General features: G+C 69.8%; 25 protein-coding genes. 14 read left to right on the top strand and 11 right to left on the bottom strand.

The window, feature by feature from the left end; translation table 11 throughout:
* Positions 1–47 precede the first annotated feature (47 nt).
* The 5 genes from EDC02_RS24775 (at position 48) to EDC02_RS24755 (ending at position 2,765) form a co-directional block, all read left to right on the top strand.
* A complete protein-coding gene (locus EDC02_RS24775) occupies positions 48–845 on the top strand; it encodes an SAM-dependent methyltransferase (protein WP_370461560.1) in 798 nt (265 codons plus the stop codon).
* A gap of 274 nt (positions 846–1,119) precedes the next feature.
* A complete protein-coding gene (locus EDC02_RS24770; protein ID WP_148083602.1) occupies positions 1,120–1,371 on the top strand; it encodes a hypothetical protein in 252 nt (83 codons plus the stop codon).
* A gap of 322 nt (positions 1,372–1,693) precedes the next feature.
* Positions 1,694–1,951, top strand: a complete 258-nt coding sequence (locus EDC02_RS24765) for a hypothetical protein (protein WP_123604008.1) — start codon at positions 1,694–1,696, stop codon at positions 1,949–1,951.
* 108 nt (positions 1,952–2,059) lie between these two features.
* On the top strand, positions 2,060–2,293 hold the full coding sequence (locus tag EDC02_RS24760; RefSeq protein ID WP_123604007.1) for a helix-turn-helix domain-containing protein: 234 nt from the start codon (positions 2,060–2,062) through the stop codon (positions 2,291–2,293).
* A 46-nt stretch (positions 2,294–2,339) separates the two neighbouring features.
* The gene (locus tag EDC02_RS24755) at positions 2,340–2,765 is read left to right on the top strand and encodes an Imm1 family immunity protein (RefSeq protein ID WP_123604006.1); all 426 of its coding nucleotides are present in this window, start codon (positions 2,340–2,342) and stop codon (positions 2,763–2,765) included.
* A gap of 725 nt (positions 2,766–3,490) precedes the next feature.
* Here the strand turns inward: EDC02_RS24755 and EDC02_RS39715 are convergent.
* From EDC02_RS39715 to EDC02_RS24695, 11 genes are all read right to left on the bottom strand, one after another.
* Positions 3,491–5,629: a hypothetical protein gene (locus tag EDC02_RS39715; RefSeq protein ID WP_148083601.1), complete on the bottom strand. Its 2,139-nt coding sequence runs from the start codon at positions 5,627–5,629 to the stop codon at positions 3,491–3,493.
* A 248-nt stretch (positions 5,630–5,877) separates the two neighbouring features.
* Positions 5,878–6,732 (bottom strand): TIGR02391 family protein, encoded by an 855-nt coding sequence (locus EDC02_RS24740; RefSeq protein WP_123604003.1) that lies wholly within the window; start codon positions 6,730–6,732, stop codon positions 5,878–5,880.
* A 272-nt stretch (positions 6,733–7,004) separates the two neighbouring features.
* Entirely contained in the window at positions 7,005–8,471 is a 1,467-nt protein-coding gene (locus EDC02_RS24735; protein ID WP_123604002.1) for a tyrosine-type recombinase/integrase, read from the bottom strand.
* Between the two features lie 94 nt (positions 8,472–8,565).
* On the bottom strand, positions 8,566–8,844 hold the full coding sequence (locus tag EDC02_RS24730; protein ID WP_123604001.1) for a helix-turn-helix domain-containing protein: 279 nt from the start codon (positions 8,842–8,844) through the stop codon (positions 8,566–8,568).
* 83 nt (positions 8,845–8,927) lie between these two features.
* Positions 8,928–9,383 carry an XF1762 family protein gene (locus tag EDC02_RS24725; RefSeq protein ID WP_233606272.1) on the bottom strand — a complete coding sequence of 152 codons (456 nt, stop codon included), beginning with the start codon at positions 9,381–9,383 and terminating at the stop codon, positions 8,928–8,930.
* Positions 9,380–10,357 (bottom strand): site-specific DNA-methyltransferase, encoded by a 978-nt coding sequence (locus EDC02_RS41865; protein WP_255500593.1) that lies wholly within the window; start codon positions 10,355–10,357, stop codon positions 9,380–9,382. Before EDC02_RS41865 ends, EDC02_RS24725 begins: the two co-directional genes overlap by 4 nt.
* 184 nt (positions 10,358–10,541) lie before the next feature.
* Complete coding sequence (locus EDC02_RS24715; protein WP_123603999.1) at positions 10,542–11,315, bottom strand: hypothetical protein; 774 nt, start codon at positions 11,313–11,315, stop codon at positions 10,542–10,544.
* Positions 11,284–11,829: a DNA cytosine methyltransferase gene (locus EDC02_RS24710; protein ID WP_123603998.1), complete on the bottom strand. Its 546-nt coding sequence runs from the start codon at positions 11,827–11,829 to the stop codon at positions 11,284–11,286. Before EDC02_RS24710 ends, EDC02_RS24715 begins: the two co-directional genes overlap by 32 nt.
* Complete coding sequence (locus tag EDC02_RS24705) at positions 11,826–12,689, bottom strand: hypothetical protein (protein ID WP_123603997.1); 864 nt, start codon at positions 12,687–12,689, stop codon at positions 11,826–11,828. The genes EDC02_RS24710 and EDC02_RS24705 overlap by 4 nt, the downstream gene beginning before the upstream one ends.
* Positions 12,686–13,666, bottom strand: coding sequence for a TRM11 family methyltransferase (locus tag EDC02_RS24700; protein ID WP_233606271.1), 981 nt, complete (start codon positions 13,664–13,666; stop codon positions 12,686–12,688). The genes EDC02_RS24705 and EDC02_RS24700 overlap by 4 nt, the downstream gene beginning before the upstream one ends.
* Complete coding sequence (locus EDC02_RS24695; RefSeq protein ID WP_123603996.1) at positions 13,659–14,582, bottom strand: hypothetical protein; 924 nt, start codon at positions 14,580–14,582, stop codon at positions 13,659–13,661. Before EDC02_RS24695 ends, EDC02_RS24700 begins: the two co-directional genes overlap by 8 nt.
* Positions 14,583–14,849: 267 nt before the next feature.
* Here EDC02_RS24695 and EDC02_RS24690 point away from each other — a divergent pair, with 267 nt between their 5' ends.
* The 9 genes from EDC02_RS24690 (at position 14,850) to EDC02_RS24650 (ending at position 26,368) form a co-directional block, all read left to right on the top strand.
* Positions 14,850–15,614: a TnsA-like heteromeric transposase endonuclease subunit gene (locus tag EDC02_RS24690; protein ID WP_199757752.1), complete on the top strand. Its 765-nt coding sequence runs from the start codon at positions 14,850–14,852 to the stop codon at positions 15,612–15,614.
* Positions 15,611–18,073 carry an integrase gene (locus EDC02_RS41860; protein ID WP_233606270.1) on the top strand — a complete coding sequence of 821 codons (2,463 nt, stop codon included), beginning with the start codon at positions 15,611–15,613 and terminating at the stop codon, positions 18,071–18,073. Before EDC02_RS24690 ends, EDC02_RS41860 begins: the two co-directional genes overlap by 4 nt.
* Positions 17,967–18,695, top strand: coding sequence for an ATP-binding protein (locus tag EDC02_RS24680; RefSeq protein WP_233606444.1), 729 nt, complete (start codon positions 17,967–17,969; stop codon positions 18,693–18,695). The genes EDC02_RS41860 and EDC02_RS24680 overlap by 107 nt, the downstream gene beginning before the upstream one ends.
* Positions 18,692–19,510 (top strand): hypothetical protein, encoded by an 819-nt coding sequence (locus EDC02_RS24675; protein WP_123603994.1) that lies wholly within the window; start codon positions 18,692–18,694, stop codon positions 19,508–19,510. Before EDC02_RS24680 ends, EDC02_RS24675 begins: the two co-directional genes overlap by 4 nt.
* Positions 19,511–20,553: 1,043 nt before the next feature.
* Positions 20,554–21,603, top strand: a complete 1,050-nt coding sequence (locus tag EDC02_RS24670; protein WP_233606269.1) for a hypothetical protein — start codon at positions 20,554–20,556, stop codon at positions 21,601–21,603.
* Between the two features lie 675 nt (positions 21,604–22,278).
* Positions 22,279–22,659 carry a pilin gene (locus EDC02_RS24665; protein ID WP_123603993.1) on the top strand — a complete coding sequence of 127 codons (381 nt, stop codon included), beginning with the start codon at positions 22,279–22,281 and terminating at the stop codon, positions 22,657–22,659.
* A gap of 12 nt (positions 22,660–22,671) precedes the next feature.
* Positions 22,672–23,586, top strand: coding sequence for a hypothetical protein (locus tag EDC02_RS24660; protein ID WP_123605121.1), 915 nt, complete (start codon positions 22,672–22,674; stop codon positions 23,584–23,586).
* Positions 23,583–24,551, top strand: coding sequence for a PrgI family protein (locus EDC02_RS24655; RefSeq protein ID WP_123603992.1), 969 nt, complete (start codon positions 23,583–23,585; stop codon positions 24,549–24,551). The genes EDC02_RS24660 and EDC02_RS24655 overlap by 4 nt, the downstream gene beginning before the upstream one ends.
* A complete protein-coding gene (locus tag EDC02_RS24650; RefSeq protein WP_123603991.1) occupies positions 24,548–26,368 on the top strand; it encodes a VirB4 family type IV secretion system protein in 1,821 nt (606 codons plus the stop codon). The genes EDC02_RS24655 and EDC02_RS24650 overlap by 4 nt, the downstream gene beginning before the upstream one ends.
* The last annotated feature ends 6 nt before the right edge of the window (positions 26,369–26,374 follow it).

Below are 26,374 nucleotides of genomic sequence, written 5' to 3'. Positions count from 1 at the left end.
CACCCGAGAGCACCCCGTTCGACCCATCCGGAGAGGCAACCCCGGTCGTGACCACCAACCCGCCCACCGGCGCGCATGACATCGACACCAGCGTCCCGCAGTCCGCCCGGGTCTGGAACTACTGGCTCGGCGGCAAGGACAACTTCGCCGCCGACCGCCGCATCGGCGACCAGATCGCAGCAGCGAACCCGCACATCGCCGAGATCGCGCTCGCGCAACGCGCGTTCCTCGTCCGGGTCGTCACCCACCTCGTCCACGCCGGTATCCGCCAGTTCCTGGACATCGGCACCGGCCTTCCCACAGCGAACAACACCCACCAGGTCGCCCAGACACTCGCACCCGAGTCCCGCGTCGTCTACGTCGACCACGACCCGCTGGTCCTCGTCCACGCCCGAGCCCTGCTTACCAGCAGCGCAGACGGCGCCGTCGACTACATCGACGCCGACCTGACCGACCCCGACTCGATCCTGTCCCAGGCCGCCCACACCCTCGACTTCGACCAGCCCATCGCGCTGCTTCTGCTCGGCGTCACCGCCCACCTCACCGACGACGCCCAGGCATACGCCATCGTGCGTCGTCTGGTCGACGCTGTCCCCGCCGGCAGCTACCTCGCCCTGTGCGACGACACCAATGTCATCCACCCCGATGCGATGGACGAGATGGTGCGGCAATGGAACGCTGCAGGCGAAAACCCCCGCGTCAATCGCACCCCCGACGGCATCGCCGGCTTCTTCGACGGACTCGAACTCCTGAAACCCGGCGTCGTCTCCGTCGCCCGCTGGCGACCCGACACCAGCGGCGTCGTCGATGTCGACGACTTCGGAGGACTCGCCCACAAACCCTGACCGACCCATCGGCCCCGAGCCACCCCCACTGGGCCGCGCCATGACCGTTCCCGGGCAACCGCCCACACGGCACAGCCACCCCCACCCCACCCGTTCGGACCGGGCACGACCGCCGACACGGTTCACCGAGCAATCTGTCACGAGGAGCACTGACGTCGTTTAAATTCGTCATCCGTTGCGAAAGCCTGTCGCCGTTGCTGATGCACAACGCCAGGCTGGTCGACCCGCTGGACACGATCACCAAGAAGATCCGTGAGGTCTCCGGGAAAACGTCATGATGCGCCAACTCGACGTCCGCCAAAACAGGCTGGAGACGACCATCGCCGCGTTGACCGAGACCACACACGGCACCGCCACCCGCGTCGAGGAGACCGCTGCCCGCATACACGCACCGCAGGACGACCTCACCATCCTCAAGCAACGGGTGGCCGAACTGGAGAAGACCACCAGCGGACACCACACCCAGCAGCACCCCGGCGGACACGTCCCCCACACAAGCTTCCTACCACCCGGAACCGGGTCGTAGGGAGGCCAGACCACGGCCGGTCAACGACACACCATGACCAGCCAGGGCAAGTCTCGGCTGGGCAAGGCCGGTCTCGGCTCGCCACGGCGTGTCTCGGCTCGACAGGCCAGGTCACGGCTACCAGGGAAACCCTGGGGGCGCGACACCTCCCCGCGTATCGCGCCACCAGGGCATCGACAACCATCCGACCGCCCCGCCGGGCGGCCACCAAACAACGGCGACGCACCCACCACCCACGGACGCCATCCCCTTGCGACCCACCAGCCCACACCGACAACCGCCGCCCGACCCAGACCCCCTCCCAGCCAGAAAGGAGCACCCCGTGACCATGACACCCACCCCTCCGCCGACCGCACAGGCGCGCCCAGCGGCCAACCTCACCCCCATCGCCGACGCCATCCTCGCGCTTCACACCCCCGACGACACCGGCATGTGCACCCAGTGCCGCTTCGAGGGACGACTCATCCCACACCCCTGCACCCACCATCGATGGGCCGACGCGGTCGACCGCTCCACACCCACCCACGACACCCTCCTCGTCCTCGGCCTCCTCCACCACCTCGACCAGCCACCCCAGTAGCGGACCAACACCGACAACCCGCCTACCTGAACAACCAAGCCGTACCCGACACCCCAATCAGGACGACACCACATGGCACACCCACCCGTACCAGCGGCCATCCGACGGATGACACCGGGACGCCGCATCACCGGCGACGACCGAACCAAATGCCGGACCGACTTCGCCCAGCTCTACCACGCCGGCTACCCCATCCGCCGCATCGCCCGCGAAACCAACCGCTCCTACGGCTTCGTACGCCAGATCCTCACCGAAGCCAACGTCACATTCCGCACGCGAGGCAGAAACGGCGAACCGAGCACGCCGGGAGCCGCCAACAACCCCAAGACGACCGACCGATGACCGAAGTCGCGGCCATCGGCGTCGGCGTCGGCGTCGGCATCATCCAATGAAGTTCGTCATGACCGACTACCACGGGCATCGAGAGCTGCTGGCCGGCCCTGACGATGCCGGTGAATGGTTTGACGAACAGGCGTCATCGATCATGCCGCACGGCGGGTGCGGCCAGACCATATGGTTTGGACCAGCGGAGGCACCGCCGAAGCTACGAATCGATGTGGACATCGACGTCGGACGAGCTGCCTTGCGCTGGTCAGACGGTTCCTACGGCGTACAGCTCGATCCGACCGTGCCGATAGCCGTGCTGGAATCACCGGAAAGCGGAACCCGCGACGTGTCCGCCTGGCTGGCCCGGGTCAGCGTCGACACCGCCCGACAGGCCGTTGTCGAGTACGTGTCGACCGGCCAACGACCGGCCTGCCTCACCTGGTCGTCAGCGCCGCCCGAACGGCCAGGTCCGACGGTCGCAGGCTGAGGCACCCCGGGAACACGACAAGGGCAGCCGCCCAACGAGCCGCACTACTACCAAGGCGGCCACCTTCCCAGAGCCCTGCCCAGCATCGCGGCCACGACGCCTTCATCAACCCTGCCGATATGCTGCACCCGGGCGGCGCGGCATCTCCATGTCGATCTCCCGCAAGAGTCGACCGCGCCGCCCACACGACATCCCAACGACCCCGGCACTGCATGCTGTCCGGGAACATGACATCTACGGGCATCCAGCCCCGCGTCATGCGGTAAGCCGCGCTGATCCAGCTCGGCGGCGCACAGTCCCGCTGATCGGTCCGCTGGTGTCGCATTGCTCACCACCACCATCGAGATCCCACCGGTCGCCGTTGCCTGCGGGGCGTCGAGGTCAATGCCCGATCCGTCCCGCTTGCGCTCCGCCGCGTACAGGTCTTGGACGTCCAGTAGGTGTTGCCGGATCGCGGGGCTGACTGGCGCGCTTGGTCGTGTTGTCGGTGTCGGCTTTCGCGCCACCAGCGAATGGTGAGCAGGGTGGTCGCGGTGGCGGTCCCGATGCCCCCGATCCAGTCAGGGACGCTGCCCTAATCAGTTGCGGCAATCGTCGACACCCGGTCGGGCAGATTCTCTCCTTCACCTGCTGGATCTGCCGACGGCAGGTCGGAGGCTACACGTGTCTCGCCCAGGACCTTGATCCTGGGCTGTGGCGTCCGGCTTGGTGGTGATGCGCTTCGGTCAGCGTGTCTCGCCGCGGCCTCGGCCTCCCGATGGGTGTGGCCGCCGAAGCCCTCGATTGGTCGAGTTTCCGGTGGCGCTGGTGGCCAGGGGAATCGGGAGCAGGTCCATCGTGATAGGCCGTCCGGGGTCGGCCGTGGCGTGAAATGCGAAGGTGAACCTTCTGGAGCCGGTCGGACTCTCGGTGTCGGCGCAGTTGGCGTGGTTGAGCATCGTGTGTTTGAGGACGTCGACGATCGAGGTGACGGTCTGCTGCTTGATGAACACGACGTAGGCGACCCGGGTGTCGTTGGGGGTGAGGTAGCTCAGTACCTGGTCGATGCCCTCGCGGAACCGCCGCTCGCTGTGCCAGACCTTGCACTCCACAACGCCGATGAGCCGACCCTTCCAGTGCACCGCGATGTCGACCTTGCCCTGGCCGCGGAACGTCTCTGCGGTGAAGACATACGGCTCGGGATGTCGGCCCTGGAGGAAGAGTATGAGCTGGAAGCGCAGCAGGTCCTCGGTGTCGAGTGCTTGCACGAGCGGGGTATGAGCCGCCAGAACCTCTGCCGAGGACTCCAGCGTGTTGAGAACCTCCTCGAAGAGCATCTCCGAATCGGTGCTGGGCCCGGGCGGGGTCCGGGCCGCGTCGGCATCGATGGAGGGCTCGCCGTCCCGCTCATTGATGGATGCTGACGCGAAGGTAAGGGTGAGTTCTTCGCGTTGCCGTTGACCGGCGAGCCGGACAGCCAGCATTTTGGGCACGAGGTCCTCCACCGCGGCGTTGAGTTCGTCGTGGTAGCGGGCGAGGTCTCGGCGGGCGTGGTCGAGATGAGCGGCAGCGTCGGCGACACGCTCCCTGATCTGTCGCTCCAACTTGCTTCCCGGAATGGTGACGTCGGCGGTGAACACCGCCCGGATCTGGCTGCCCTGCACCTGCCACTGCGGTTCGTGGGCACAGGTAGCGAGCGAGGCTCGCACGAGACCGGCGTCGCCGTCGAAGTCGACGGCTACCTCGTAGTCCTGCACGACCCTGTTCACCATGCGGGTGGGATGGGAAAAGTCGCGGACCTGTTCCCTGCGCTGGCGCACGGCCGCGACCGTCGGTTCGCCGCGGTACGCCGTATCGGGTACGCGGTACTTCGCAACCAGCCGGTCAACGGCGGCCTGCGGGTCGTCGTCGAGGGCCTCGTCGTCTAGCGCGCCGATCTCTCGAACCGCTTTCCAGAGCCGCTGGCGAAGTTTCGTCGACGGCAGCTCGCCGGCGGCGGCGAGAAGCAGGGGATTCACATCGTCGAGTATTCCGCAGATCGGCTCTCGGGCGCCGCTGCCTGGCGGGTAGCCGGAACCGGAGCGTGCGCGGGATCCGTGAGTGGGCGACACAGGTGCGGCTGGCCAGGTGCGGGCGAGGGCGTACGGGTCGGCGACTGTGAACAACTCGAACCGGCCGGTGACGATGCCGGGGTGGTTGCGGGCGGTGACCGTCCAGGCGGCCTCGCACCATTCATTGACGGGTTCCAGCAGGTCAAGCGCGACATCTGGCAGCAGGAGGATCTGACCGGGCCGGAGATCGACCTCGGGGTAGACCAGCTCAATCAGGCGCTCGTCTTTCGGGGTCGCGATGATGAGAGCCGGTTCGACGACGTTGCGCAGCCCTCGATGTACAGAGTCTGCGGCCCGGTCGAAGTGGTCAGAGTGCGGCGCTGTTCGTTCTCCCCGAGTGCATGTAGCCGCCCGCCTGCGAGGTGGGGACGCGGCTGCGCCGCCGAGAGGAGACGGTGGGATTGGAATCTCCGTCAGAAGGTCCTCATCAAGATCAGCCTGGACTAGTTGTTGCTGACCATGAGCGTGAAGACGGATCGTCACCTGCGCGCCTTGGATGAGGGCATCGTCGTCGCTGCGGACCGACACGCTGAGCGGAGCGATCTTGCGAAGTCCCAGCAGCCGGTCCGTCCGGTCGTAAACCGCCGACTCCAGCTGACGCAGGTAACGCCGCACGGCCGCCTCGAAGTGTGCGCGGCCTACGCCGTCTGGATCATCCGGGTCAAAAAGAGCAAAAAGGCGATGTTCCTTCCGAGCCAGAAGCACGGAGGTGTAGCCGACCACATCGGGCCGGGTTTCCAGCCCCCCGGATGCCGGCGAGACCTCCAGCTGCATCGTTGCCGCTCCCATCCCGGCGGGCTGCGTCCCGCTCACCATCAAGTTCCTCGCCCACACGGAGGCCGGTTTGACATTCCGCTTCAGCACGCCGGGCGTCTCAGGACCAGTCAAGCGCGGGAAGCCAACGGGTACCATAGGTCGGCGAAGCGTGCGGCCAGCAGCGGGTGAGGCCATACCGGGTACCGTACCGACCCTCACCGAGCATCCGCGTACCGATTCGGACGGTCCTCCCGGCAGACTCCGGCCTATCCGCCGCCTTCTTGAGCTGCGACCTCGATCAAGTCGCATTCGTCGACCCATCGAGCCAGCAGACTCAGCGCGGCGAGCCGCTCTACTGCGGCTTGTTCCCCGAGCTGCCCCACACCGTGGGAGACGGTATTGCGGATGGTCATCTGTACGCCCGGCGCGAAGGATCGCAGGCCGCTGTTCATGGTGCCGACGTCACGGTTCTCCGGATCTCCTGGCCAGCGCAGTCGGGGCTTGCCGGGCTCGGGCTCCTTGATGGAGAACGTCTCCTGCCACAGCGCGGTCTCGGCGATGTCGTTGCGGCGGGTCCGGGTCTTGACCATCAGCACAACCGCCTCTGCCGCTGCCGCCACGGCCTCCCGAAAATGGCCGTCCCGCCACAGGCGTGAGGCCGAACCCCAGACCAGGGGGTGCATTGCCTCGGCGCCGACGGCCGGAGGACGCTCCGCCTCCGCTTGCAAGACCAAGCCCTCCAGCCGCCCGAGGGCCTGATCGCAGGCGTCCAAGACGTCAACCGCTTCCAACAGCGGCTTGGGGCGCGTGATCGTCTGCCAAGCGGAGATCGGATCGACCGCGCCGAAGCCCTGCACCGTGACAGTCACGTGCGTCAGCGGCACGGCAGCGGCGGCCAGCCCCGCGGCCCGGGAAACACGGGAATGACGCCGAGCGATCTCTTGCGGGTCCGCACCGTCACGTCGCAGTACAGCCGGGGCAGCGCCCCGCGCTACACCTCCGAGCCCACCAGGCTCGCCGTTGTTCACGTGGAGTTCCAGAAACGCCACCAGCGCTTCGCGGAAGTCGGTAACCGCCGCCACCAGGGCCTTCAGATACTCAGGGTTCTTGCGCGCCTGCATGCGTAGAGCGTTTCATCGCTCGGTCTTCCACGTACCGGTGGGTGCTGGGGCCGGCGATGAGATCCAGTCAGTATGCCGAGGCAACCCACGACCATCTTGAGTTGGACGGTTGAGGCGGATGCGGATGCTGCCGAACACCAGATCACTTGCCGGGATGCACCGCCATCGCGGGGAGCTGGAGGGCCGGTAGCTGGCCCCCAGCCAAACGACGATCGCTGGCCGGCACATCGACATACGTCGGAGTGCCGGCCAGCGATCGTCGCGGCGCGGCGTTATGCGGCCTTCGGGCGGTTGCGGCGTGGGATCAGCTTGGTCGTCGCCTCGGCCGTGGTCTTCTTCAGCTCCGCCAGGACGGAGGTGTAGGTGTCGGCGGTCAGGTTGTAGGAGGAGTGGCCGAGGGTGTCCTGGATTTCCTTGATGGTTGCCCCGGTCGCGAGCATCAGGGTCGCGGCGACGTGCCGGAGGTCGTGGAACCGGACCGGCGGCAGCTCGCTGCGTTCGACGAGCCGGTCGAATCGGCCGGTGACCGTCTCCGGGTGCCAGGGTTGGCCGTCGCGTTTGCGGACGAAGAAGATGTCGGTGTCGGCCCAGGCGTCACCGGCGACGACTTTCCACGCGGCCCGGCGGAACAGGTACCTGCGGAGGCTCGTCACGCTCTCGTCGCTCAGGTCGACGACCCGGTCCCCGGCCGCCGACTTCACGGCCTTCTCGACGATCTTGTAGCCGACGCTGGTGCGCTGGGTGGTGATGGTGATCGCTGCTGCTTCCAGGTCGACGTCGTAGTCGTGCAGGCCGCACAACTCTCCCCGCCGTGGCCCACGGTGAACGGCCAGGTCGAACAGGGCATACAACTCGGGATCCTCGGCTTCCGTGAAGTCCAGGAACTCGCCCACCTGCGCTGGTGTCCAGACCATGACCGGGCTGGGCCGTTGGCCGGTGCGGCGCCACCGGTTGACCGCCACATCCGTCCACAGCCGAGGCTTTGGCGGCCTGCCGGACTTCAGCTCGACCGACTCGGCCGGGTTGTGCTCGACCAGTTTGTGGCGGTACAGCCTACGGGCGTCGTTGAGCGCCTTACGTAGCGTCGCGAGGATCCGCTGCTGGCTGGCGTTGCCGACGGTGCGTTTCCCCTTGGCCGCGTCGCGGATCTCCCTGACCGGGCTCGCCTTGGCGGCGAGGATCTCGGCGTTGCGGGCGTCGATCGTGGCGAACACCGACTCGATGTGCGCGACGCCGAGTTCCTGCAACGCCACCTGCCCCAGGTGCGGCGTCCAGTACTTGTCGATGTGGTCCTGGTAGCTGCGCCGGGTCGCGGGCGCCAGCTTGGTCCGGCCCTTGATCCATTCGGCGAGGTAGTCGCCGAGGGTGAGCCGGTTGTCGGCGGGCACGTCGGCGCGGATACGGCGGGCGACGTGGTCGGTGTCGGGAAGAGGCTGGCTCGGCTTGCATGCCTGCAGCAGGTCGGCGATTTGTCGACGCAGCACCTCGTCGCGTCCGGCGAGGTCGAGCAGCGTGCGGGCGTGGTCGCGTTCCTGCGCGGCCTCCTCGCGGGTGTCGAAGCCGGTTCGGCGTAGCTGCCGCCGCTGTCCGGCGGCGTCGACTGGGAGTTCGAGTTGGTACCGCCACGTGCCGTGGTGGGGGTTCCAGCCGTTGCCCCGGCGTAGCTTGGGGCACCTGGCGCCGAGGCGCTTGCCGTCCTCGCGGCAGCCGCAGCGTTTGGTGATGGATCCGTCTGCCATGACGAGTCTTTCTCCTCGCCGATGTCGCCGTTGGCGACCATCGGATTGTCGGGTGTCCGTTGGGTGGTGATCACCGCTCGTTTCGGCGGTGTGATCAAGTCGCGGGCGGCGGCGGGGCGGGGTGTTCGGTGGGGACGCCGAGGGCGGTGAGGATCGCGGCGACGGAGACCCGGTAGCGGGATCCGATCCGCAGTACCGGCACCGGCAGTCGGTTCCCGCGTGCCAGTTCGTAGGCGCTGTTGCGGGACAGGCCGAAGATCTCGCCGACGGTGGCGACGTCGGTGACCGCCCCGAGCGCGCGGATGCGCTCGACGGTCCACACCGAAGCGGGCACTGGGGCGTCTTCTGCGGAAGTGATGGCCGTGCTGTCCACGTGGTTTCGTCCTTTGCACAGAGAGGAAGGGCCCGCCACCGTGGTGGCGGGCCCTTGGGATGGATGGTTCGCTGGTGTGGTGGTCAGCTCGATGGTTCCCAGCGGCTGCGCGCGATGTCGGCGGTGCCGTGGTCAGCCCTGGCGCGGCTGGGTAGTGACCAGCCTGGTTGCGGTGGTCGGGAGGCGACGATCCGCCACCCGCTTGCTTGTAGGCTGGCTCCGCTTTCCCCGTCTTGGGTGTAGGTGACCAGGCGCCGGTAGCCGAGCGCCCGGGCGGACTGCCACGCCGCCTCGTACAGCAGGGAGTTCGCGTTGCGGGTGCCGTCGGTGGCGACCCTGGTCACCTCGAGCGTCAGGCCGTCGTCGAGCATTCGGGCGACCGGGCGCCCGACGACGGCGACGCCGACCAGGACGTCGTCCTGGTCGGCGGCCCCGATGCTGAACTTGTGGCCGCGCGGCGGCCGGTGATGCCGATGCCAGTCCGCGACGAAGTGGCAGGCTTCGGCGAAGGTGACCGGTACGGGTCGCAGGCGGCTCACCCGCCGTCCTCGCTCGCCGTGTCATCGGGTAGGTGCGGACGGAGCCGTGTCAGGGCTTCGTCGTGGAACCCGGCGTTGATGTCGACGCCTCGATATCGCCGGCCGAGTTGCAGCGCGGCGAGTCCGGTCGTTCCGGCGCCGGAGAACGGGTCCAGAACCCCACACCGCCTGGCGGGCAGCTGGCCGCGATCGCCCGCAGCGGCAGGTCGATCGGGAATGGCGCCACGTGGGACCCTCGGTAGGGGCGGGTCGCGATCCGCCAAACATCCCTGGGTTGCGTCCCTTCGGATGGGCGGCGGTGTGGGCGTGACCGAGCGGGACGAGGTTGCCGCGCCCTTCCCGAGGCTCGACCCCGACCTCCTCGGCGCCGCGGTGGCGCCGAGGAGGCGGGCGGTGGCGTCGACTCCGCTGGTGCGGCCTTTGCGGGATCGGCCGATGATCCGGGTCCCGTCGGCGGTCTCCGGCCTGACGAGGGGGATCCGGATCGGATCCAGGTTGAAGTAGTAGGAATGGGATCTGGTGAGCAGGAACAGCAGTTCGTAGCTGGTGGACAGGCGGTCGCCGACGAACTCGGGCATCGGGTTGCTCTTGGCCCAGATGATCGCGTTACGCAGCCACCAGCCGTCGGCTTGCAGCGCGAATGCGACCCGCCAGGGCACCCCGACCAGATTCTTCGGAGGGAGCGTGTCCTGGACGCGCGGCCTGGCGGGTCGCATGCGACCGGGTTGCGGTCGGCCGGCCTTCGGTGCGCCGGCCGCGGCGCTGCTGTAGGAGCCGCCGAGGTTGACCCAACAGGTACCTGTCGGTGCGAGGACCCGTCTGGCCTGGTCGAAGACCGCGACGAGGTGGTCGAGGTAGTCGTCCAGGGTGGCTTCGAGTCCGTACTGCGGGTCGACCCATCGTGCCTGGCAGGCCGGGCAGGTGGTGCCGTGGGTGCCGTGGGTGCGGCGGGTCCGGCCGAGCGGGTGCGGCAGGCCGGGTCACCGCCGTTCCAGGCGCCGGTGCCGTAGTCGCGCAGCCCCCAGAACGGCGGGCTGGTGACGACGCAGTCGACACTGGCGTCGGGCATCGAGGCAAGCATCTGGCGGGTATCGCCGAGATACAGCTCGACCGGGCCGACCTTGCGGTACTGGTAGGCGTTCAGGGAGGTGGGCTCGGTCATGTCGGCACTTCCCACCGGTACGGGCACAGCAGCAGTCGCAACGCTGTGGCGGCCTGCTGGGGGACGACGCCGTTGCCGAGGACCCGCAGCGCGCCGGTGCGCGGTAACGCGAGCGTCGGGTCGGTGACGTGGCCGCTGTTCAGGCCCATGAGCCATTCCACGAATGGCGGCGCTAGGACGGGTTTGCCGTGCCGGCCTGGTTGGGTCGGCTCCGGCACGCGTCGGCCGAGCAGCAGTTCCCAGCGGGCCACCGCGGCGGCGTAGGGACCCCACCGGTCGGTGTCGGGCTGGCCCAGCCCGGCGACGGTGGTGCGCAGGTCGGCGCCGCCGTCGCCGTGTCGGCCGGGTCCGCGTGCGTCGGAGGCGCGTGGGGTGGGCAGGGTCCGTGCCGGTACCCGTACTGCCGCTGACGGGAGGGTGAGGTCACCGTGCGACCCGCGCTGCCCAGGTGCGCCCTTGGTTCCGTCGGTTGCCCTCGGGGTGGGTAGCAGCACCTGTGACAGTGGCGGTCGCCACCCGGCCCCGGCCCGTCGGCCCGGGGTGCCGGTGTCGCTGGCCCTTGGCGTCGGCAGCAGCCGTGGGGCGGCGCCGGCCGGGCTCGGCGGGCGGGCTGCTCCGGCCGACGGGGACGAGTCCGACCGGTATGCCACGGCGGTCGGAGTCGGTAGCAGGCCGTGGCGGGTTCCGGTCGGCTCGACCAGATCCGGCAGCCCGTACTGGTGACCGGGTCCCTTGCCGTCACGGGCGCACGGTGTCGGCAACGTCGGCACCCCCTCGATCTGTGGGAGTGGCCAGCAGGAACAGCCGGTCTCTGCGGTGGGCTGCGCCGATGTCGGATGCGCGTAGGCATAGCCAGCTCGTGTCGTACCCGATCTCGGCCAGATCGGCGTGGACGACGTCGAACCCTCGCCGGAGGAGGGCGGCGACGTTCTCCACGAAGAGGAGCTGCGGTCGAAGTACGCGAACCGCTGCGGCGACGTGGTTCCAGACGCTGGAGTGCTCGCCGGTGATGCCGGCGCGTTTCCCGGCGTTGCTGATGTCCTGGCAGGGGAATCCGGCGGTGACGACGTCGACCGGTTCGACGGTGCGCCAGTCGACGTTGCGGATGTCGCCAAGGTTGGGGACCTCTGGCCAATGGTGGGCGAGGACGGTGCTGGCGTGCCGGTCGGTTTCGGCGTACCAGGCGAGTCGGCTGCCGAGCACCAGCTCGACGGCCTGGTCGAGCCCGCCGTATCCGCTGCAGAGGGAACCGATGCGTAGGGCGGTGGTGTGCTCAATGCTCACGCCACCCCCTGCCCGGTGCCCGCGATCACTGGCTCCTCGTGGGGGCAGGTCCACGGCCCGCAGCCAGGCGCGTCCGCCGGCTGCGGTCGTGGACGCAGGACCACCTCGTCGAGCGGCACCCGGGCTCTGTGGAGGAAGAACTCCCCGCGCAGTGGGTGCCCCTCGGCGTTGGCTCGTGCGGAGCCGTTTCGGATCGCGCGGTCGAAGCCGATCGCGGCTGCCCACTCCGCCGGGCTGTTGGCCTTTAGGTCGGCCCAGAAACGGTCGTCGTGGAACGGGCATCCCACGCACGACGACTTGGGGGTGTCCGCGTAGCCGTTGTCGGCCAGGAAGCGGAGGCAGTCGGTCCGCCGCCAGCCGAGGTCGAGCAGCGGGAAGACGTTGCGGATGTAGCCGACGTCGGAGTCCCGTGCCCGGCCGATCTCGTCCAGGCTGATCCCGATCGCGACGTCGGCCCGGACACCAGCCGGGACCCGCGTCGGGTGCGGATAGCCGAGCCGGCGCCGCACCTCTGCCTTGATCGGTTTGATCTTGTATTCGGAGGTGCACTGCCGCCGGGCCATGCCCCGCTCGCCGTTCGGGCCGAGCGTGAACAGCGGCATTGAGGCGAACCGGTGTTCTGGGTCGAGCGCGTCGGCCCTGATGTCTCCGGTGCTGACGCGCACGACCTCGATCCCGGCCCGCTCCGCGATGCCGATCAGTCGGTCCAGATGCCGGTAGACCGCCGTCGGCTCCCACGACGTGTCAGCGAAGACGGCCGCGTCGAAGCGTGCGATCCTGCCCTCGACGGCCAGCAGGAGTAGGGTCGTACTCTGCACCCCGGCGCCGAGAGACAGCAGCCGAATCGTCGGTGGAGTCATCCGGCCTCCCCCTCCCCTGGGGTCTGGGGGAGGGGCTTGGCCAGGACGATGACGTCCTCGTGGGCGATGAGGTGCATCGGCACCCCGGCCTGGCGTGCTTTGCGTACGGCGGTGAGTTGGAAGAAGCTCGGCCGGGCGATCAGCCGCCCGCCGCGGACGGCGGCGAGCAGCGCGACGCACCGTTCGACCGGGACGAGCCCGGCGGCGATTCCTGCGCCGATAACCGCCGACGGCAGGTCGACCAGTTCGCCGCGTTTGCGCCACGGCCGGGCGGTGACCACGACGATCCCGCCGGGCGTGAGTAGGGTGGCGCAGCCGGCGAGGATCTCGGCGAAGCCGTCGGCCAGGCCGGGGAGGTTCCTGTAGGCGAGGTTGCCCTTGTCGGTGCCGTCGTTGTAGGTGTTGTCGGACTTGTGCACGCCGGCGCCGGCCTGCGGGCGGACCAGTCCGTGCACGGTCGGCCCGTACGGCGGCGAGGTCACCACGAGGGATACCTGTCCGGCCAGCGCGGCCGGCAAAAGGCTGGTGATGCGGGTGGCGTCACCGCGCACGACCGATGCCCGCCCGGTGGCACCTTGGGTGTGGGCGTGGGCGACGTTGGCGTCGGCGATGTCGCTCCACTTGCTTTCATACTCGACGCCGATGGCGTCGCGGCCGAGATGCGCGGCCTCGACCAGGGTGGTGCCGATGCCGCACATCGGGTCGAGCACGAGGTCGCCGGGTCGGGTGTAGGAGGTGATGGCGTGCGCGGCGATGGCCGGCAGCATCCGTGCCGGGTGCCTGACCGAGTCCGGCACGTACCGGCCGCGGCGCTGCACCGGTCCGGTCAGCTGCGCGGTCGCCCAGACCGACAGCTGACCCGGCTCGGTGACGGCGTCGCGGCGTGGACTGCGGCCGCTGCCGGTCTCCCGGGTGTTCCGGTTACGGTCGTTGTCGCCCGGGTCGGGCGCGCCGATCGGGGTGATGGTTCTAGGCACGGGCGTCACCACCCCGTCGGCGCTGCGGCGTGGGCGGCCGGGTCTGGCTGAACACGAAGCAGTCGGCGTGCACGCGCACGTGCGCGACCGCCCACCGCTGGCCGTCCTCGCCGGCGGCGAGGGCGAGGAGTTCCTCGTCGGTGGCGAAGTAGGTGAACTGGTCGCCGTCTACGTCGGCGTCGACGGCGACGATGTGCTGCAGGTAGCCGAGTCCGGCGGCGGAGGCCGCCGCGACCAGCGGGCGGAAGTCCTCCGGTGTGGCGGGCTTGCCGACCGGGGTGCCGACCACCAGGACGAGGCAGCCGCCCGGGCGCAGCAGATGCGCGCACGCGGTGAGCAGCCAGGCCAGGCGGACGCGGTTGGCCGCTTCACCGGAGCGGTCCAGAGGCCAGCAGGCGACCACGAGGCTGGTGACGCCGGCGACGCTGGCGTCCGGGGGCAGGGCGGTGACTGGCCGGCCATCCGGCGGGTCGGTGAGGTCGTCGCCGAACCAGGCGGCCGGGTCGGCGGGCTCCGGCCCGTCCGGCTCGGCCATGCTCATCTCGTCGGGGTCGATCTCGTCGTCGGGTTCAGCGCCCGGCGGTGGGGTGGCGGGGCCGATGATCAGCGAGGCCGCGTCGGTGAACCACGCCTTGTGGTGCCGGCGCTCACCGCGCTGGCAGGCGGCGGTCAGGGCATGGCCGTCGGTGAGGTCGACGACCGCCTCGCCGGGCCGGCTGTACGCGGACACCAGTCGGTAGGCCAGGCGGGCGGGAACGGTGGTGGTGGGGTCGTCGCCGCTGCGGGCGGTACGCCACACGGTGATCGGCACCGGCGGGTCGCCGGCAACCAGATCGATCAGGAGGGTCGGGTCGGCGCTGCCGGTCTGGGCCGGGTCGCCGTGGGGCTGTGGGGGGTGCGGTGTGGATCGACTCATGCGATGTCGGCTCCGCGCCGCGCCGTGATGCGCTGACACCCACCAACCGGGGTTTGTCAGCCGTGGCGAACACCCCCGGATCTGACAAAGCGTCCTCGGCGTCTGACAAGGCGTATGGAAGAAGATTGTCCTTTCTCATCTGACCTGCTCTTTTCTCAATGTTTCTGCTCCGACTGGCGGGTTTTCTCAGTCGAGGTGCTCCGGCTGCTCGTGAGTCGATGGCCGTCAGGCGGTTTCTCACAGGGCTGACGCTCGTTTGTCAGCTTCGTGAGATCTCTTTCGGATTCCGCCGCCGCTGATGGCGTCATCGACGCGGCCGACTTCACGGTCGAGTTCGTGGGTGAGGGCGGTGAGCTGCGCTGTGAGCCGCTGACGCGCTGCGGTGGGGTGCGGTTCGAGGACGTCGCGCCGGCGCGGTCGTTCGCGATGTTCAAGGGTCAGCGGAACTTCCCGGGCCGGTGGTGGTCGTCGACCGTGGCCGCGCATGTGGGCTACGAGTCGTGGCTGGAGCGGGATCATGTGATGCTGCTGGACTTCGATCCGGCGGTGGTGGGGATCGCATCGCAGCCGTTCTGGCTGTCCTGGCCAGCGAGAGATGGGGTGCGCCGGCATCTGCCGGACTACTTCGCCCGGGTCGAGGACGGCACCGCGATGGTGATCGACGTGCGGCCCGACGAGCGGATCAAGGCCCGTGACGCGGACGCGTTCGCGGTGACGGCTGCGGCCTGCTCAGCGGTGGGGTGGCGGTTCCGCCGGGTCGGTGTCGTGGAGTCGGTGTTCGCGGCGAACGTGCGCTGGTTGTCGCGGTATCGGCATCCGCGCTGCGGCCGGCGCGAGGACATCGTGGCCCGTCTGGTGGAGGTGTTCACCCAGCCCACACCGTTGTTCGAGGGCGCTGAGCGGGCCGGGGATCGGCTGCTGGTGCTGCCGGTGCTGTTTCACCTGCTCTGGCGGCAGGTGCTTGCGGCGGATCTGACCGGTGCGCTGTTGGGCCCGGCGACGGTGGTGCGCGCGTCGAGGCCGCCGTGGTGAGCGGGCGGTTGCCCCGGCTGAGTCCGGGTGACCGGGTGCGGGCCGCCGGGACCGTGCGGACGGTGGTGGGTTGGTCCGGGACGCTGGTGTTGTTGACCGACGAGACGGGCCAGACCGAGGGCGTCCGGTTGGCGCACCTGCTGTCGGAGGCGGACTTCGCGGTGCTCGGGCAGCGCAGCGTCGCCGCGCCGATGGGCGCGGCAACGCTGGACCGTCTGCCGGACAACGTGGCCGAGCAGGCGTTGTGGTGGGAGCGGCAGGTGTTGGAGGTCATCCACGGTCTGGCGCCGAACGCTCCTGCCGGGGCGGTGGCCCGGCCTGGCTTCGACCCGGCGGTCACGACGGTGACCAGCCGGGAGAAGACCAAGGCCGCGGAGTTGCGGGCGGCCGGACACACGGTGACGTGGGCGATGGTGAAGCGGCAGCGGCAGCGTTACGAGTCCGGCGGGGTCGCGGCGCTGGTGGATCATCGGTTGCTGCGGCAGCCGTCGCGGTTCGGCCGGATCGACGAGCGGGTCGTGGAGGCGGTGCAGGCGGCGGTCGCCGAGGCCACCGACGACTCGACCCGCACCCGCGGCTATGTGTTGTGGCGGGCGCGGCAGATCCTCGACGAGCGTCACCACGGCCTGGTGGCGATGCCGTCGCAGGCGACGTCGTATCGGCTGTTGGACAAGCTGACCGTCGGCCTGCACACGACGGGATCGGCACGCACCCGCCGCTCAGTGGCGGCGGCCCCGACAGCGCCGTTTCACCGGCCTCGGGTGTTCGCCCCGGGTGAGCTGATGGAGATGGACTCCACACCCCTGGACGTGCTGGTCCTGCTCGACGACGGCACGCCGGGGCGGGTGGAGCTGACCGGCGTGATCGACGTGGGAACCAAGACGGTGCCCGCAGCGGTGTTGCGCCCGACCACGAAGTCGGTCGACGCCAGCATCCTGCTGGCCCGGACTCTGACTCCGGAGCCGATGCGGCCGGGCTGGACGCAGGCGTTGGCGATGTCCCGGTCGGTGTTGCCGCACCGGCGGCTGGCCGGCATCGACGAGCGGCTCGAACACGCCGCGGCCCGGCCGGTCATCGTCCCGGAGACGATCGTGGTCGACCAGGGCAGCGTGTTCCTGTCGCGGAACTTCCGCTCGTCCTGCGCGCTCCTGGGGATCAACTTCCAGCCCACCCATCCCGGCTCGCCGGCAGAGAAACCACACGTCGAGAAGCTGATGTCGGCGGTCGGGACGCTGTTCGCCCAGTTCGTGTCCGGCTACGCCGGCTCGAACATCGAACGCCGGGGCCGTGGCCTGGAGGCCAAAGCGCTGTGGTCGATGCTGGAACTGCAGGAGCTGCTGGACGAGTGGATCGTGGCGTGCTGGCAGAACCGCCCCCACGACGGCCTGCGTGACCCCGCGACGCCGGGACGGATGTTCACGCCGAACGAGAAGTACGCCGCGCTGGTCGAGTCGACCGGCTACCTGCCGGTTCCGTTGTCCGGCGAGGACTACATCGCCCTGCTGCCGACCTGCTGGAAGGCGATCAACGCCTACGGCATCAAGCACCGGCGCCGCACCTACGACGCCGATCAGCTCAACCCGCTGCGCAGGCAGCCGTCGGGAAACAAGGCCCACAAGAACCTGTGGCAGGTCCACCACGACCCCTACGACGTGTCCCGGATCTGGGTGCGTGACCCGGGCACCGGCGGCTGGATCACCGCATTCTGGACACACCTGCGCCGCGACGGGCTGCCGTTCGGGGAACTGGCCTGGGACCACGTCCGCGCGAAGCTGCCCGACGCCACGGAAGCCGAGATCGCCGAGGCGGTGCAGACGCTGCTGCGACGCGCCAACCGTGGCCCCGACCCGACGCCTTCGGCGTCCAAGCGGACCGGCGGGTTCGCGCCCGCACCCACTCCACCGCCCAACCGACCTGGCCACGCCCCGAACCCCCGGCCCCACCGGAGGCCGGAACCGGCCCGACCCGCACCAGCGCACCCGAGGACGCATCGCCCGAGGTCGTCCCGCTGGGCGTGTTCGACCCCTACCTGGAGGCAACGAAACGATGGTGACCGCGGCCCGCACCCCCGCCGCCCAGCCGACCCAACCCGACACCGACGCGAAACATCTGCAGCTGACCACGCTGCGGGGATGGCGACAGTTCGTGCAGACCGCCCCGCAGGTCCCGGACCTGCTCGACGACGCCCGACTGGCCGCGCTCACCGCCGATCAGCGCCTCGCCTACGACGAGGCCCGGCTCAGCCACCACGCCCAGCTGGTGGTGATCGCCACCGCCACCATCCGCCGGGTGACCCTCGAAGGCCGCCGGTTGACCTACCTCAACCGGCGCGCGGAGACCGGACGCTGCGGGCTGATCGTCTCCGGTCCCGCCCGCACCGGCAAGACCACCGCGATCATCCAGATGGCCAAGACCCTCGAGGTCATCCACCGCCAGCGTCACCCGCACAACGGCGCTGACATCCCGGTCGTCTACATCACCGCCCCACCCGCCGCGACCGGCAGGATGATCGCCGTCGAGTTCGCCCGGTTCCTCGGCATTCCGCTGCTGCGTCGATCCAACATCACCGAGGTCATGGAAGCCGTCTGCGGGGTCTGCATCGACGCCCGCACCAGCCTTATCGTGGTCGATGAGATCCACAACATCAGCCTGACCACCCGCAACGGCGCAGAAGTGTCCGACACCCTCAAATACTTCGCCGAGCGCATCCCCGCGACTTTCGCCTACGCGGGCATCAACGTCGAACGCAACGGCCTGCTCACGGGCACCCGAGGCGAGCAGATCGCCGGCCGCTTCGGCATGGTCCCGACCGGCCCGTTCCCACTGGGACCCGACTGGACCGCCCTGGTCGGCGCCCTCGAGACCAGCCTGCGCCTGCACCAGCACACCCCCGGCACGTTGGCCGAACTGGACCGCTATCTGCACCAACGCACCGCCGGCATGATCGGCAGCCTTCTACGGCTGATCCGCAGCGCCGCCGTCCAAGCCGTCATCGACACCACCGAAGCCATCACCCGCGCCAGCCTCGACGCCATCGAAGTCGACATCGCCGCCGAAACCAACCGCAGGAAAAAACGGTGACCACCCCCGACACCAGCAGCGATGTCCTCACCGACCGGCCTCAACCACTGCCCCTCATACTCCGCCCACGCCGCGACGAGACCGTCGGTGCCTACATCCGTCGTCTCGCCCATGCCAACCACCTACGACCCAGCTACCTACGCCAATACCTCTGCGCCCCTCCCACCTACCAAGGATCCGTACGCGCCGCGCGCCTGGCCGTGGTCACCGGCCGCAGCGTCGACGCCCTGACCCGCCACTTCAGCACCCTGCAAACCGAAGCCCGACCCCACCGCCTCCACCCCGAACCCGATGAACCCGACGACGCGCCCCTCGATGCCGAAGCCGAGCCCGACAGCCCGACGCGCCGGCCGCGCAGCATCGCCAACCTGATCAAACGCCGCGGCCAGCAAGGCGCCCGTGAACTCCTGGACGCCATCCGCCAAGAGGCGAAGACCAACCCGTCGCTACGCGCCATCACCCGCAAGTTCAGAGTCCAAGCCGACACGGTCCTGCTCGCCCTCACCACCGACCCGAACCCGATGGCCTTCAGACGCGCACCACCCCGAGGCAACCGCGTCTACGACGCCTACGCCCACATCATCGATGACCTCCTCACCCAGAAACCGCCCCTGTCTCGCTGGGCGATCTGGGAGTGTCTCGTCGACAAGCACGGCGCCGAGCTGTCCTACGGCTCGGTCAGCCAATACATCACCAACAAGATCCGCAACGAAGGCCTCCCCAGGAGCAGAAAGACTGAGAAAACCAGCCCGAAACGCGAACGCGGAGCAGATCAACTGAGAAAACCCGACCACCCGCTTTCTCAATCAAACTGATCCGCCCAGGTCAGCGCGCTGCGACCGGAGCAGGTTTCCTGAGAACGGACAAAAATGGCCCGGTTGTGTCCCGACAATTGGTGGGAGTCCTGAGCGCAGGGCGGCCCCGGCTGGCGGCGAGGGGCACATCACCGAGCTGCACGGTCAGATCTGTCGGACTCTCGGTACCGACCTGCCGTCGCACTCTGTAGCCGGCGGCACGAGCGGCGGAATGTGCCGGCAGGTTCGGCACCGGGCGTCCTGCGGAGGGTGTCGCGGCCCACCGCGGCGGTGCCGGCGTGCCGGCGGGCGGCCGGGGCGGTCCCGGCAGTTCGCGCCTCAGACAGTTTCGGCACTGCCGCGACACCGTCGTCAGGTCGGCTTTGCCGCGGCAGTTCGGCACTTGGCGTTCCGTCGGCACTTTCAGCGACTCGGAAGTACGGTGGCGGCTCGACGCCTTGGCGCTGCCGCGTGGCAGTTCCGGCGTGTCCGGTAGTGCCGCCCGGCAGTCCGGCACACACTGGTGGCGCGGGCACCGGCGAAGCGAGGCCGACACCGTCACGGCACTGGAGGCCGGGTCCTGTCCATAGCTTCGATCGTCCGAGCAGCAAGCGACTGGAGCAACAACACCGCGACAGGACACCGGGTGACGCAGATCGTGGGTTGCCAGCACCCACGTTCTGACAGGGCGTGTTGTCGGTGCCTTGTCAGAACCCGCTATCGGGTCACGGTGGGCTTCCCGGAGTGATGTCAACTCCGTCGCGCCCGTTCGGCGGTGGCTGCCTTCCCGGGGTCGGCGGCGGACGCCGAGCAGGGCGTGAAGTCTGACAGTGCAGCTCACGGGCCATCCCCAAGACCAAAAAGATTTCTGACAGTCGATTGACTGGCAGATTTACATCTGTATCCGTCGATGTCTTGTCGGGTTGGTCGGGCGTCCCGTGCAGGTGGCGGAAACGGCCGTTGACCTGCTCTGCCAGACCGTTGTCAGCGGGTTGTGGCGCACTGGGTGCCGATCGCCGCGCTGCGGCACATCCCCACTGCCTCTGGTTTGGAGCCCTTTCCTCATGAGCGAGTCCGACCCTCGTGACGACTGGCCGGCGTCCGCGCTGCGGGCCGCCGACAAAGCGTTCATGGCGCTGACCATCGACCCTGCGCCGCTGACCCTCGACTGTGCCGCGCTCACCGCGTCCGGCACCGCAGCGTCCGGCACCGCCGGATCGGCAGGTGCCGGCCCTGCCGCGTCCGGCACCGCAACGTCCGGCAGCGCCGGGCCTGGCGCTTCCGTGTCTGGAGTCGGCGGCACCGCCGCCGCCGGCGGTGCCGGCGTTTCGGCGGCTGCCGGCATTGATCTTGATGCGCCGCCCGGCGAGGTGCCGTTGCCGGCACTGCGGGAATGGCTGTTGGCACATCCGAGCGCCTACGCCGCCCGTGACGCTGTGTGGCGGGAGCTGATCCGCCGTGCCCGGCTGGGCAGGCCGGAGTGGGTGATCGCCGCCGTCGGGATGGCCATGCCGGCACTGGTCGCCATGGCCGGCTCGCTGGCCGCCGGGTACCGCGGAGACCCGGCGGACATCGACGCCGAGGTCCTCACCGGGTTCCTGGAGGGTCTGCGTGGCGGTGTGGACCCGGCCCGCGACGCCCCGCACGCCAGTCTGTGCTTCGCCGCCTGGCGCGCCGGCCGGGAGCTGCGCCTGGCCCAGCAGGAGTATCTGCTCGTGGACGACATCGAGCACGCCGCCGCCGAGTCCCGCCTGCCGCTGCACCCGTACGGGCACGTCGACCTGCTGGTCTACCGTGCCGAGGCTCTCGGGCTCCTCGACGGCGAGGACGTCGAGCCGTACATCGCGATCCGCCTCGGCCGGCGCACTCCCGAGTTGGTCGCCGAGGCTCTGGGTATCGACCTGGACGTGCTGCGGATGCGCCTGAACCGGGCCGACACCCGCCTCGCGTGGGCGCTCGACACCGGCGTCCTCACCGGACCGTTCTCCCCGCAGGTGCGCGATGAACTGGCCAAGCGCCACGACATGCGCGCCAGGACCCGGGCAGGCAAGGCCGCCGCGGCCCGCCGCGCCGGACCGCGCCACCGGGTGAGCCTCACCGCGGCGGCGGCCTGACCGACCCGCATCCGTTCCTCTTCTCGGGCCCGGCGTGACCATCGCGCCGGGCCCGAACCGTGCCACCATCCGGCGTCGCTCCCACCACGACATCGTCCGGCGGGCACGAGCCGCCCGCGCCAGGGGGCGCTGCGTGCGACCCCGCTGCCGGGCGCGGGATCTGACAAGAAATCTGACAAAGGATCTGACAGGCGCGAACACGGGCACCGGTGCTCACCCGCTCCAGGCGGGCACCCGTCGTCCTCGACATGCCTGCGCGCGGTGTCCCCGGCCCCCCGGATCACCTCGACTGAGAAAAGAGCAGGTCAACTGAGAAACGACACCGCCGCAGCTGCTGTCAGAGCGCTGTCAGTTCGGCAGGTGTTCGCCACGTCTGACAAACGCCGATTGGTGGGTGCGGGACAAGCCGGAAGCAGCGGGAATGTGCTGGTCCGGGTCCCGTCCGCCGTCGAGTAGCGGGGCGAGGACTGTCGTGTCGCCCCGGGTGCCGCGCCATCGCATGCGCTGACACCTCATCGATTACCGCAACCACCCAGAAAAGGGAGGACGAGCTCCTCCCGGGGCGGTGCGGCATGCCTGGCCTCGCGCTCGGCGGCGGTCCCTCGACCGTCTCTGGCAATCGCCCCGCACGGCACCTGTTTCGGTGACCGGCGGCGGGGCGGGAGGTGACCACCCATGCTCCGCGTCCGCATCAACAAGCCTGTCCAACTCTCCCCGGTCCGCCGCGTCGCCCGGGTGTGCGCGGCGGTCTCCACCGTCGTCCTGGTCGTCGCCGTTCCGGCCGCTGCACAGGCCGATCCCGGCGGTGCCGCCTACCTGGCGGCGAACAGCCTGCCGGTCGTCATCACCAACCTCCGGAATCTGATCATGGGTCTGCTGGCCGGGCTCGCGACCCTGTTCCTGGTCCTCGCGGGGGTGTACTGGGCCACCGCCGGCGGGGACCCTGGCCAGGTCGAGAAGGCAAAGGGCGCGCTACGTAACGCGTTGATTGGCTACGGCCTGGCGGTGCTCTCCCCGATCCTGCTGCAGCTGCTGCAGGGCGTTGTCGGGGGCTGAGCCATGTTTCTGATGGGTCCGGTCCTCGACCAGGTCCTCGACTGGCTGATCGAAGCGGTCCTGGCCTGCCTGGCCGCGATCTTCGGTCTGATCACCGATGTCCTGCTCACCACCCCGCAGGTCACGGCGCTGCCCCAGGTACAGGCGTTGACCGGCCGGTCGATCTGGATCGTCGACACCGCGTTCGTCCTGGTGTTCGTCGCCGCCGCGGTCATGATGATGGTCTCCGGCGGCGACGAACGGTCCCGGTACACGGTCAAGGACCTCACGCCCCGACTGGTCGTCGGGTTCGTCGCCGCGCACTTCTCCCAACTGCTGTGCCGCGAACTCATCACCCTCGCCAACGCCGTGACCGGGGCGATCAGCGACGGCAACTACGACGGCGACACCACGTTCGCCGCCGTACGCAACCACATCGAGACCGGCAGGGATCCGACCGCACCTCTGCTGTTCCTGGTCCTCGTGCTGGTCATCGCCGTGTTGGTCGTGATGACCGCGTTCCAGCTCATCGGCCGGTTCATCGCCCTGATCGTGATGACCGCGATCGCGCCGCTGCCCCTGGCCTGCCACGCCGTCCCAGCGTTGGAGGGCGTCGCCCGGATGTGGTGGCGCGGTTACGGCGCCTGCCTGGCGATCCCGTCCGCGCAGGCGTTCACCCTGACCGCCGGCCAGTGGATGCTGCTCGACGCCTCCCACATGCTGCCCGTGCTCGGTCTGCCGTTCGAACCGGGCGGCGTGCTGAACCTGTTCATCGTGATCGTCCTGCTGTGGACGACGGTGAAGATTCCCGGCCTGGTCGGCCGGTGGGTCGGTCAGGGCGGACGCGGCGGCACCAACGTTCTCGGCGCCGTCGCGCGGATCGTCGTCATCCCGCACCTCGCGGGCGCCGTCCCCGGACTCACCACCATCCGAAAGGTAACGAAATGAGCAAAGACGATGCGATCGATGCCGCCGAGCGGGCGCGGATGCCCGCCGACGTCGACGCCCCCGACAAGGTCGCCTACGGGCTGACCTGGCGGCAGTTGGCCATCCTCGCCGTCGCCGGGGCGCTGTTCTACCTCGTGTGGACCAGTCTGCGGACCGTGGTGGCGCCGCAGGTCATCGCCTTCGCCGGTGTGCTGGTCGGCGGTGTCGTATTCGGACTGGTGGTCGGACGCCGCGACGGCCTGCCGATGGATGTGTGGCTGCTGCACGCGGTCCGCCACTCCCACGGCCCGAAGGCGCTGGCGTCGTCGCGAGAATCCACGGCCGGGGTGCCCGAGTGGGTGCAGCAGCCGAAGGGACGGACCCCGGTGCCGGCCCCGCTGCGGCTGCCCGCCGACGCGATCGGCGACGACGGTGAGATCAGCGTCGGCGGCGCCCGGGCGGCGATCGTCGCGGCCACCACCGTCAACCTCGCCCTGCGGACTCCCGGCGAGCAGCAGGCCCTGGTGGACACATTCGGCCGCTGGCTCAACTCGTTGTCGACGCCGACGCAGGTGGTGGTCTCCGCGCAGCCTGTCGACCTCGCCTCCCATGCCACCGGTCTGGAGGCGAGGGCCTACCGGTTGCCGCACCCGGCGTTGGAGGCCGCCTGCGCCGACCACGCCCGCTTTCTCCATGACCTCGCGCACCGACGTGATCCGCTGCGCAGGCAGGTCCTCATCGTCACCCGCGCCCCGGCCGGCGGGACGGGCGGGCACGCGGCCCGCCGCCGCGCCGATGACACGGCCCGGTCGCTGTCCGGGCTCGGGGTGACCACCCGTGCCCTGGACGGGGACGCCGCGACCGCCGCGATCGCGGCCTGCGCCGACCCGTACCGACCGCCCCGGCCCGGCGGCCTGGCCGCCCCCGACGCGGTCATCACCGGGGCGCCACCCCCACCCGCCCGCAGAAGGAAGGCATCGCCATGAGACGACTACTGCACCGCCGCGCCGCCCGCGACCCCGATACGGCGGCCACCTCCACCAGTGGGGTGGCCGCCGTGGTCGCACCGGCGTCGGTGGAGGTGACCCCCCGGTTCCTGCGGGTCGGTGACGGGTACGCGGCCACCCTGGTGGTGACCGGGTATCCGGCCGAAGTCGGCCCGGCGTGGCTGGAACCTCTGCTGTCCTACCCCGGACGGATCGACGTCACCCTGCACATCGACCCGCTGCCCGCCCCGACAGCCGCCGCCCGGCTGCGTACCCAGCGGGCCCGGCTGGAGTCCTCGCGGCGGGCGGACAGTGAGAAGGGCAGGCTGTCCGACCCGTACGTCGAGGCCGCGGCCGAGGACGCCGCCGACCTGGCCGCCCGGCTCGCCCGCGGCGCGGCGAAACTGTTCCGCGTCGGCCTGTACCTGACCGTGCACGCCCGCACGGAGCAGGAACTGCTCGAGGCGTGCGCCCAGGTGAAGGCCGCCGCCGCATCCACGCTCCTGGAGGTGCAGCCGGCGACCTGGCGGCACCTGGCCGGCTGGACCACCACCCTGCCCCTGGCGACCGATTCGCTGCGGATGCTGCGCACCATGGACACCCAGGCCCTCGCGGCGGCGTTCCCCCTCGCCAGCCCTGACCTGCCGGCGCCGCTGCCGGGTGACCCGCCGGTCTCCGGTGGCGTGCTCTACGGCGTCAACCCCGCCTCCAACGGGATCGTCTGGTGGGACCGGTGGAGCCGCGAGAACTACAACAGCGTCGTCCTCGCACGGTCCGGCGCAGGCAAGTCCTACTTCGTGAAGTTGGAGGTGCTGCGCAACCTGTACCAGGGCGTCCAGGTCGCCATCGTGGACCCCGAGGACGAATACCTGCGGCTCGCCGAGACGGTCGGCGGCACCGTGGTCCGGCTCGGCATGGCCGGAGTGAAGATCAACCCCCTCGATCTGCCCGTCGGGGACCACCGCCCGGATGTACTCACCCGCCGCGGCCTGTTCCTGCACACCGTCATCTCCGTACTGGTCGGACACCCACCGCCGCCAGCGGAGCGGGCAGCGCTGGACCGGGCGATCCTGGCCGTGTACCGGCAGGCCGGTATCACCGCCGACCCGACCACCCACACCCGGCCCGCACCCCTGCTGCGGGACCTGGTCGACTGCCTGCACGCCGACCCCGAACCTGCCGCCGCGCAGCTCGCCGCCCGCCTGGCCCCATGGGTCGACGGCTCATTCAAGGACCTGTTCGACGGACCCACCACACACGCCCCGATCGGACACCTCGTCGTGTGGAGCCTGCGGCACCTGCCCGACGAGCTACGCACCATCGGCACCCTGCTCGCCCTGGACCACATCTGGCGGCAGGTCGACCTGCCACGGCAGGCCCGGTCCCCGGCGACACCACCGGAACGGCGCATCGTCGTCGTGGACGAGGCGTGGCTCCTCATGCGCGACGGCGAAGGCGCCCGGTTCCTGTTCCGCATGTCGAAGGCCGGCCGCAAACGGTTCGCCGGACTCACCGTCGTCACCCAGGACGTGGCGGACGTGCTGGGCACCGAACTGGGCCGGGCGGTGGTGTCCAACGCCGCCACCCAGGTGCTGCTCAAACAGGCACCGCAGGCGATCGACGCGGTCGGTGACGCGTTCGGCCTCACCGGCGGCGAACGACGGCTCCTCCTCGGCGCCCGCCCCGGACAGGGACTACTCATCTCGGGCATCGCCCGCACCGGCTTCGAGTCGATCAGCTCCGAACAGGAACACGCCGTCTGCACCACAAACCCCGCCGATCTCATCGACGACCACGAAGACGAGGACGACCTGTGAAACCCC

This window comes from Micromonospora sp. Llam0, from assembly GCF_003751085.1.
GTDB lineage: Bacteria > Actinomycetota > Actinomycetes > Mycobacteriales > Micromonosporaceae > Micromonospora_E.
The sequence above is the reverse complement of the archived record's forward strand: the minus strand, read 5'-3'. Positions and strand labels throughout refer to the sequence as shown.